Source organism: Lutibacter sp. (assembly GCF_021647475.1).
GTDB lineage: Bacteria > Bacteroidota > Bacteroidia > Flavobacteriales > Flavobacteriaceae > Lutibacter.
Window position 1 is genome coordinate 1 of record NZ_JAKIUR010000077.1, and the last position, 9060, is coordinate 9060.

General features: G+C 29.1%; 8 protein-coding genes. 5 read left to right on the forward strand and 3 right to left on the reverse strand.

Going from position 1 to position 9060, the window contains the following annotated elements:
- From L3J60_RS12660 to L3J60_RS12675, 4 genes are all read left to right on the forward strand, one after another.
- Positions 1–284, forward strand: a 284-nt coding sequence (locus L3J60_RS12660; RefSeq protein ID WP_366837356.1) for an FAD-dependent protein, incomplete at its 5' end; no start/stop codon positions are given.
- A 320-nt stretch (positions 285–604) separates the two neighbouring features.
- A complete protein-coding gene (gene katG / locus L3J60_RS12665; RefSeq protein WP_291975926.1) occupies positions 605–2794 on the forward strand; it encodes a catalase/peroxidase HPI in 2190 nt (729 codons plus the stop codon).
- A 161-nt stretch (positions 2795–2955) separates the two neighbouring features.
- Complete coding sequence (locus tag L3J60_RS12670; RefSeq protein ID WP_291975927.1) at positions 2956–4128, forward strand: alpha/beta hydrolase-fold protein; 1173 nt, start codon at positions 2956–2958, stop codon at positions 4126–4128.
- 7 nt (positions 4129–4135) lie between these two features.
- The gene (locus L3J60_RS12675; RefSeq protein WP_291975928.1) at positions 4136–5296 is read left to right on the forward strand and encodes a C1 family peptidase; all 1161 of its coding nucleotides are present in this window, start codon (positions 4136–4138) and stop codon (positions 5294–5296) included.
- 32 nt (positions 5297–5328) lie between these two features.
- On the opposite strand, the gene L3J60_RS12680 is transcribed toward L3J60_RS12675, so the two are convergent.
- Genes L3J60_RS12680 through menD form a run of 3 tightly spaced genes read right to left on the reverse strand, consistent with a single transcriptional unit; the run spans position 5329 to position 8197 of the window.
- Positions 5329–6090: a type 1 glutamine amidotransferase domain-containing protein gene (locus tag L3J60_RS12680; RefSeq protein ID WP_291975929.1), complete on the reverse strand. Its 762-nt coding sequence runs from the start codon at positions 6088–6090 to the stop codon at positions 5329–5331.
- A gap of 5 nt (positions 6091–6095) precedes the next feature.
- A complete protein-coding gene (locus tag L3J60_RS12685; RefSeq protein WP_291975930.1) occupies positions 6096–6518 on the reverse strand; it encodes a DNA-binding protein in 423 nt (140 codons plus the stop codon).
- Positions 6519–6520: 2 nt separating this feature from the next.
- Positions 6521–8197: a 2-succinyl-5-enolpyruvyl-6-hydroxy-3-cyclohexene-1-carboxylic-acid synthase gene (menD, locus tag L3J60_RS12690; RefSeq protein WP_291975931.1), complete on the reverse strand. Its 1677-nt coding sequence runs from the start codon at positions 8195–8197 to the stop codon at positions 6521–6523.
- A 137-nt stretch (positions 8198–8334) separates the two neighbouring features.
- On the opposite strand from menD, the gene L3J60_RS12695 reads away from it, so the two are divergent.
- On the forward strand, positions 8335–8970 hold the full coding sequence (locus L3J60_RS12695; protein WP_291975932.1) for a hypothetical protein: 636 nt from the start codon (positions 8335–8337) through the stop codon (positions 8968–8970).
- Positions 8971–9060 lie beyond the last annotated feature (90 nt).

The window sequence follows — 9060 nt, forward strand, 5'->3', positions numbered from 1 at the left end:
TGCATTCGCTATTACCTAAAATTATTGGAGGAAGATTACGAAAAGGTTTTAAAGCATTCGGACAAAAAATGAATGGATTTTATACACAAGAAGCCAATGTTGTTGGCGTAGAATCTAGAACTTCTTCGCCTATTAATATCCCAAGAAAAGATAATTTAGAACATCCTGAAATTGAAGGGCTTTTCCCTTGTGGTGAAGGTGGTGGTTACGCTGGGGGTATTGTTTCTGCTGCGATGGATGGGGAACGCTGTGCTGAAGCTGCCATACAAAAATTACAGCATTAATTAGGCTTTTACACTACAAGTAAAAAAATTGGATTCTTTTAAAAAATAGCTGAGTACCCGTAATCTAACATAACATCCGTTACCCTAAACCTGTTACATAGTCACATCAATATAAATTAGTAATTAGTAATTAGTAATTAGTAAAAATAAGATGTTGAAATAAATTCCTTTAGACTTGCAATATAAATATTACAACTTTGATTAAATTAAATTAAATATTTTGATTGATATCTATATGTAAATAAATAATATCTATTGTTTTTAATTACGTAATAAATGTTTCTTATGTAAATTTGGGTTAAACAAAAAATAAAATAATTATGAGTAATTCAAACGAAAGTAAATGCCCTTATCATAATGGGCAAACAAATCAAAAACAAGCTACCAACAAAGATTGGTGGCCTAATCGACTAAATTTAAACATTCTTCGTCAGCATTCTTCTTTATCTAACCCAATGGAAAAAGAATTTAACTATGCTGAAGCATTCAAAAGTTTAGACTTAGATAAAGTGAAAAAAGATATTAACGAATTAATGGTTAATTCACAGGAATGGTGGCCAGCAGATTATGGCCATTATGGCCCTTTATTTATCCGTATGGCTTGGCACAGTGCAGGAACTTATCGAGTTTCAGATGGTCGTGGTGGTGCATCAACTGGAAATCAACGTTTTGCACCCGTAAATAGCTGGCCAGACAACATAAACCTTGATAAAGCTCGTAGGTTACTTTGGCCTATTAAACAAAAATATGGTAAAAAAATATCTTGGGCAGATTTAATGATTTTTGCTGGAAACTGTGCTTTAGAATCAATGGGGTTAAAAACATTTGGATTTGCAGGAGGCCGTGAGGATATTTGGGAACCTGAGCAAGATGTTTATTGGGGTGCAGAAACTGAATGGCTTGGAGATAAACGCTACACAGATGAACGAGATTTAGAAAATCCATTAGCGGCAGTTCAAATGGGTTTAATTTATGTTAATCCTGAAGGACCTAATGGAGAACCAAATGTAATTGCTTCAGGTAAAGATATACGTGAAACTTTTGCACGTATGGCAATGAATGACGAAGAAACTGTGGCTCTTATTGCAGGAGGACATACTTTTGGTAAAAGTCACGGGGCTGGTGACACAGCACACGTGGGTAGGGAACCAGAAGCTGCATGTATTGAAGACCAAGGACTTGGATGGGAAAATAGTTTTGGTACTGGTAAAGGTGTAGATACAATTAGCAGCGGGATTGAAGGTGCCTGGACTCCCACTCCAATACAATGGGATAACAGTTATTTTGAAACCTTATTTGGTTATGAGTGGAATTTGGAAAAAAGTCCTGCTGGTGCGTGGCAATGGGTAGCAGTTGGAACAGATGCAGCTACTGCCGTTCCAGATGCACATGATTCATCAAAACGACACGCTCCTATGATGATGACATCTGACTTAGCGTTAAGAATGGATCCTATTTATAAACCAATTTCAAGACGTTTTTATGAAAATCCTGATGAATTTGCTGATGTGTTTGCAAGAGCTTGGTTTAAATTAACTCACCGTGATATGGGACCTATTTCTCGCTATTTAGGCTCAGAAGTTCCTCAAGAAAAATTAATTTGGCAAGATCCAGTTCCAGTAGCCAATCATAATTTAGTTAATGATATGGATATTTCTATTTTAAAAGAACAGATTTTAGGTTCAGGTTTATCCATCTCACAATTAGTATCAACTGCTTGGGCTTCCGCATCTACATTTCGTGGTTCAGATAAGCGTGGCGGTGCAAATGGAGCTAGAATTCGATTTGCTCCTCAAAATAATTGGGAAGTAAATAATCCAATTCAATTAAAAAAAGTTTTAAAAACATTAGAAACTATTCAAAAAAAGTTTAATGGTGTTAATGATAATAAACGAGTATCATTGGCAGACTTGATTGTGCTTGGTGGGTGTGCAGCTATTGAAAGAGCTGCTAAAGATGCTGGTTACAATATTACTGTCCCTTTTACTCCAGGAAGAACAGACGCAACCATAGAACAAACTGATATAGAATCATTTGAGGTTCTTGAACCAAAAGCGGATGGATTTCGTAATTATAAAAACTCAACCTGTACCTTAAGAACAGAAGATATGCTAATTGATAAAGCACAACTTTTAACCTTAACCATTCCTGAAATGACTGTACTTGTTGGAGGTATGAGAATGTTAAATACCAATTTTGATAATTCAAGATATGGGGTTTTTACAAAAAATCCTGAAACATTAACCAATGATTTCTTTTTAAATTTACTTGATTTAAGTACAGCTTGGAAAGCAATTGATGAAACTGAAGAAATTTTTGAAGGTGTAGATCGTGCTACAGGAAATCGAAAATGGTTGGCCACACGTGCAGATATAATTTTTGGTTCAAATTCAGAGTTACGTGCTGTAGCAGAAGTATATAGTTATAAGGATTCTCAAGATAAATTTTTACAAGACTTTGTAAAAGCTTGGATAAAAATTATGAATCTTGATAGATTTGATTTAGAATAATTATTTTCATATTGTAATAATAACTAGAAAAAAATATTTAAAATAGTAAAAAGTACAATTTTTTGTAAAAAAATTGTACTTTTCTTTTTTACAATATTCAATATTATAAAAAAACTATTTAATTTTAGCCTATGAAATCTACCTCACTAAAAAGCATTTTCATGCTGCTCATTATCTTCATTTCAAATTATAACTATTCACAAAACATTCACCTTAAAAAATTTGAATCAAAAGAATTGGAAAATGAACGAACTTTAAAAATTTATATTCCTTCTAGCTATCAAATCGACTCCACAAAGGTTTACCCACTAACTATTGTTTTAGATGCTGAATATTTATTTGATGTTTATGTAGGAAATTCTATTTTATTTGCAAAAAAAGATAAAGCTCCAGAACAAATTATTGTAGGCATTAATCAAAACCAATATGGTGAACGTTATAAAGATTGTTCCTATCAAAAAGAAAACAGTTTTCCAACAACTGAAGGAGAAGCTTTTTATCGATTTATTAAAAGTGAACTGATTGATTATTTTGAAGAAAATTATAGAATATCACCTTTTAAAACCATTGTAGGAAACACATTAACAGCTAATTTTATTAATTACTTTTTAGTTGAAGACTACCCTACTTTTAACGCTTTTATTAATATAAATCCATACTACGCCATGGATATGCCATCTATGTTGCAACAAAAAGCAGAAGCCTTAAAAGATGAAAATAGATATTATTATGTGAGCAATGGAAATTATAATTCAGCTAAAAGGCAAAAAAACATAAAAAACACCAATTTAATTCTTAAAAATATTGATAACGCAAAGTTTGTTTACAAATACAATTATTTTGATAATAGTACTAAAACAGCTTCTATTGGAGAATCCATTCCAAATGCTTTAGCTTTTATTTTTGAAATTTACGCGGCAATTTCAAAAGAAGAATTCAATAAAAATATAAAAGATTTGTCTCCTGCCGATGCCATTGCCTATTTAGAAAACAAATATGTAGATATTGAATACTTATTTGGAAGTAATTTAAAAATTCGAGAACAAGATATTTTTGCCATTGAACCCATTATTTTAGATAAAGAAAATGGTGATTATTTAAAAGATTTCGGAGAAATGATTAACAAATTATATAAAGATTCTCCTATTGGCGATTATTATATTGGTAGATATTATGAAACTGGCGGCAAACTAAAACAAGCTTTAAAATATTATAAAAACGGATATATGAAATTACCTGAAAACGATCCAAATGCTGATGGATATTATCAAAATATTGAACGTATTCTCCAAAAAAGAGACGGAACATATGTAGAACAAAACCCAAAAAATTAAAATAACAATGAAACGAAAACTATTTTCAATTGCTTTTTTAGCAATAACTCAACTATTTTTTGCCCAAGAAGGCACTGTAATAAACGTAAGATTACCAACTGCACAAAAATATGTATTTACACCTGTAATTGATATTGAAGCCTCAAATGTAAAAAGTCAAGGTTATACCGGAACTTGTTGGAGCTTTTCTACAACTTCATTTATTGAATCTGAAATTTATAAAAATATTGGAAAAAATATTGATATTTCTGAAATGTACACCGTTAGAAATACCTACCCAATTAAAGCTTGGGATTACGTAATGCGACAAGGAAAAACTCAGTTTGGTGAAGGCGGATTAGCTCATGATGTCCTAAATTCTATTAGAATATATGGATTAGTACCTCAAAGTGCGTTTTCTGGTTTAGTGAATGGAGAAACCAATTATAACCACTCTAAAATTGTACCTGAATTAAAAAAAGTATTAGACGCTTATATTAAAAATGACAAGCATTCTAAACATCCTAATTGGAAAAAAGAAGTAGATTCTATATTAAACGTTACTATTGGAAAAATACCTGAAAAATTTATGTATGATGGTGTTTATTATACTCCAAAAACCTTTTTAAAAATGACACATATTAATCCTGATGATTATGTGACATTAACTTCTTTTATGCAGCAACCTTTTTACACTAAATTCATTTTAAACATTCCTGATAATTTTGCAAATGGAAGTTTTTATAATCTACCTTTAAATGAATTAGTTACCACTGTTGATAATGCATTAAAAAACGGTTACACCTTAGCCATTGATTGTGATGTTTCCGAAAAAACTTTTTCACAAAAATATGGAGTTGCCATAGAACCAAAAAAATTGGATGATGATAAAAAAGCTATGACTTATATTGTTACTGAAAAAGAGATTACTCCAGAATATAGACAACAAGAATTTGAAAATTATGATACTACTGACGACCATTTAATGCAAATTGTTGGCATGGTAAAAGATCAAAATAATAATGAATATTATAAAATAAAAAATTCTTGGGGAACTACTGGAGACAGAATTGGTAATGGTGGTTATGTTTATATGAGCAAACCTTATTTTAAATTAAAAACAATTTCAGTTTTAGTGAATAAAAAAGGTTTAAATAAAACTATAAAAGAGGAATTAAAAATTAAATAATCAATTAATTTACAACGCTTTACTATCGAAAATTAAGAATTTATCATTTTAATAAACTCGTTTGAAAAGCGATATACATCTCCTGGCCAACGTGCAGATAAGTAATTTTTATCTTTTACAATAAAGCCTCTTTTTAAATTATTTTGTTTATCTCTTAACAAAGGAATACTTCCTTTTATAAAATTTTTACTGTCCGATAAAACTGATTTTACCTCATCTTCCACTGTAAATCCAGGATAGGTGAGGTAATATTTTTTAAGATTAATTTTTGTAAGATTATAGGCTAATAATTCTTGTGATTTTAAAAGGGCTGTAGTTTTATAATTATGCAGCACTGATTTTTTAGTTTTATGATTAATACTTCTTGCCAGCAAAACTACTCCGTGACAAATTGCACCAACAGGTTTATTAGCCTTAAAAAAATCTACTGCTAAATGTTGTAATACCTCTGACTCTATATATTCTTTAACTCCTTTATCATGTCCACCAGGTAAAAAAATAGCGTCAAAATTAACTTCTTTAATATCTTTATATTTTAAAGGTTGACAAAAGGCTTCTGATTGTTCCATTTCAAAGTAGGCTTTAACAGCATCTTTTCTAGCCATTAATAATGGCTTCCAAATTCCTAAACCTTTTCCATTAAGCATTATTTTATCTGCTGAAGCTTTTTTCCCTTTTGGAGTGGCAAAAACAACATCTATATTACTTTCTGAAAATAATTTCCAAGGAATTGCAACTTCAGAGGGATCAAATCCATAAGTTGGAATAGGTATTATAATTTTTTTGGATAGCATAAAATCTAATCTTTACTAAACAATGTGATTCCTTCTTCTGAAATAGTTATCAATTTTTGTTTAAATAAACCTCCAATTGCATTTTTAAAAGCTTTTTTGCTCATTCCTAATTGATATTTTATATCATCAGGTTTGCTTTTATCATTTAATGGTAAAAATCCTTCCTTTTGTTTTAAAGCATCCAGAATAATAATTTCATTTTTAACAATAGTTTGCTTAAAACCAACTGCTTGTAAACTAACATCTAACTTACCATCTTCACGAATTTTTTTAATATATCCAACTAATTTTTGTCCTTCTTCAATTTTTTGATATAATTCATTTTTATATAATAAGCCTTCAAATTCTTCATTAATTAAAACGGTAAAACCAATACCAGTATTCCTTACCACAATTAAATCTACCTTATCTCCTATTTTTAATTCCATTATTATATTTTTAAATTCTTAAAATATGCTTTTAAAATTTTATCGTTAACCTCTGTTGGAGTTTGAATTTCCAATAATTTTGGTTTTTTAGATTGATTATAAAAAGAAGCCAAATTTACAGAAACTTCTTCTTCTGATTTTGCTAACTGATACTCAAAATTAAACATTTCACATAAATGTTTAGCAGTTAAATTATGTGGAGTATCAAAATAATGTAGTGCATTTGTTGAATTAGGTCCCGGAATAAATTTAAAAATTCCTCCTCCTTTATTATTAATTAATATAATTCTAAAATTGGCAGGAATATAATTATTCCAAAGTGCATTACTATCGTAAAAAAAGCTGATATCGCCTGTTATAAAAACGGTATCCTTCTTACTAGCAAATGCCGCTCCAACAGCAGTACTTGTGGCTCCGTCAATACCACTGGTACCACGATTACAAAAAACAGCTAATGTTTTATTAATATCAAATAATTGTGAGTATCTAATTACAGAACTATTGCTAAGTTGTAACTGAAAATTATCTGGAATACTTGGCAATATTTGACTAAAAGTTTTTAAATCTGAAAATTTACAAGTATTAATAAATTTTTGATGATTTTTTAAACGAATTTCCTTTTTATGTAACCAAAATTGTTGGTAATTACTTTCTTTAGATTTAGTTAAAAAGAAAAACTGACTAAAAAACAAAGTAGCAGATATTTTAAAATGATGCTCTAAACATAGAAAAGTATTTAAAGAAGTTTTTGCATTTATATGCCAATGATGTTTTGGTTGATATTTTCTTAACTGTTGCTTAATTTTTTTAGAGACAATTAATCCCCCAAGTGTCAGTAAAATTTCAGGTTGAAATTTAGACAACTCGTATTCTTCTAAAGGAAAAATTAATTTATCAATACTATTGATGAACTTTGGATGTCCAACATTTGCTGTATTTTCAATAAGCACTAATACAGAAGGATCTTTCACTAAATGTTCTAGTTGTATTTGCAACAATTCATCAGGATAATAAGCTCCAACAATTACCATTTTTTTTGTGGAAGTATTCCAAACATCTGCATATTTTTGAAGCTCATCAACCACTAACGGAGCTTCATTTAATAAACTTTTAGGCAATTCTTTTTTTTCTGAAATGGTGTTGATTTCATTTATAATTTCATCCTCAACTTCATACAAAGGTTCATCAAATGGTACATTAATATGAACAGGGCCACTTTTATTTATGGCCATTTCCAACGCTTTTTTACAAATTAATTTATCATTATTATAGCCTAAATTTGCACTATATAAAATATGATTTTTAAAAACGTTTTCTTGTCTAATAGTTTGACCATCACCAATATCAATTAAATGTAACGGTCTATCGGCTGAAATTACAACTAAAGGTATATTACTATAAAATGCCTCTGCAATTGCTGGATAATAATTTAATAATGCTGAACCCGAAGTGCATAATAAAGCAACTGGTTTTTTAGTTTGTTGTGCTATTCCTAATGCAAAAAAGGCAGCACTACGCTCATCAACAACAGATAATGCTTTTACTTTTTTGGAAGTTAAAAATTCAATAATTAAAGGTGCGTTTCTTGAACCTGGAGAAATAACAATAGTTTCAATTTTAAATTTTTCACAATTTTTTACCACTAATTGGGCTAACTTATTTTTAGAATGTTGTGGCATTTATTTTTCTAATTAAAGTGCAAAGTTACATAAAGTTTAAACGAATTTATTTTTTATTTTTGGTTTAACAAAACTTGATAATTATCATTTTAAATTTGAATAATTTAATCTAATTTTAATTTGTAAATTTTAAAACATTGATTAAATTAACTGCATTATTATTAGTACTCTTTGTAACTGCATTTGGAGCTATTTTCTTATTAGCCCTTTCCACAAAAAAACTTAAGAACAGATTATTGCTAAGCATCTTTTTTTTAATTAGCTTTTTAGTTTTTTTCGGTAATTTTCTAGCGTTTTTCAATTTTTATAAAATTGTTCATTATTATGATTTTATTTTTTTAACCGCACTTTTAGCATTTTACCCTTCTTATTATCTATATCTTTTTAGTGCTTTCAATTTTAAAATTAGTAAAGCAAAATGGATTTATCATTTTATTCCATCTATTGTAATTGGCTTACTAATGTTAATAGTATCATTTTCATCAAATCAACAAGATTTTCAAACTTATATAAATAATAACGTTTATGGAACTCCATTAACAACTGAAACTTCTAAGGCATTGGATTTTATTTATGATTTTGGAAGAATAATTCACCTTATACAAATAATTTTATATACATTTTTGGCTATTCGTATTATTTTAATTGGTAGAAAATCAATGACTAACTCATTTTCTAATCTTGAAAATTACCAATTACGATTTTTTTATATTACTGGTATTTCTTTTATTACACTTAGTTTAGCCCCCAATAAAGTCGGAGTGATATTTTAAATTTCAAACTAATACATTTGAGATATGAAATATAAGAAATGGACCTTAGACCAGAAGTTAGAAATACTATCAACTTCAGAAGAAATAGGT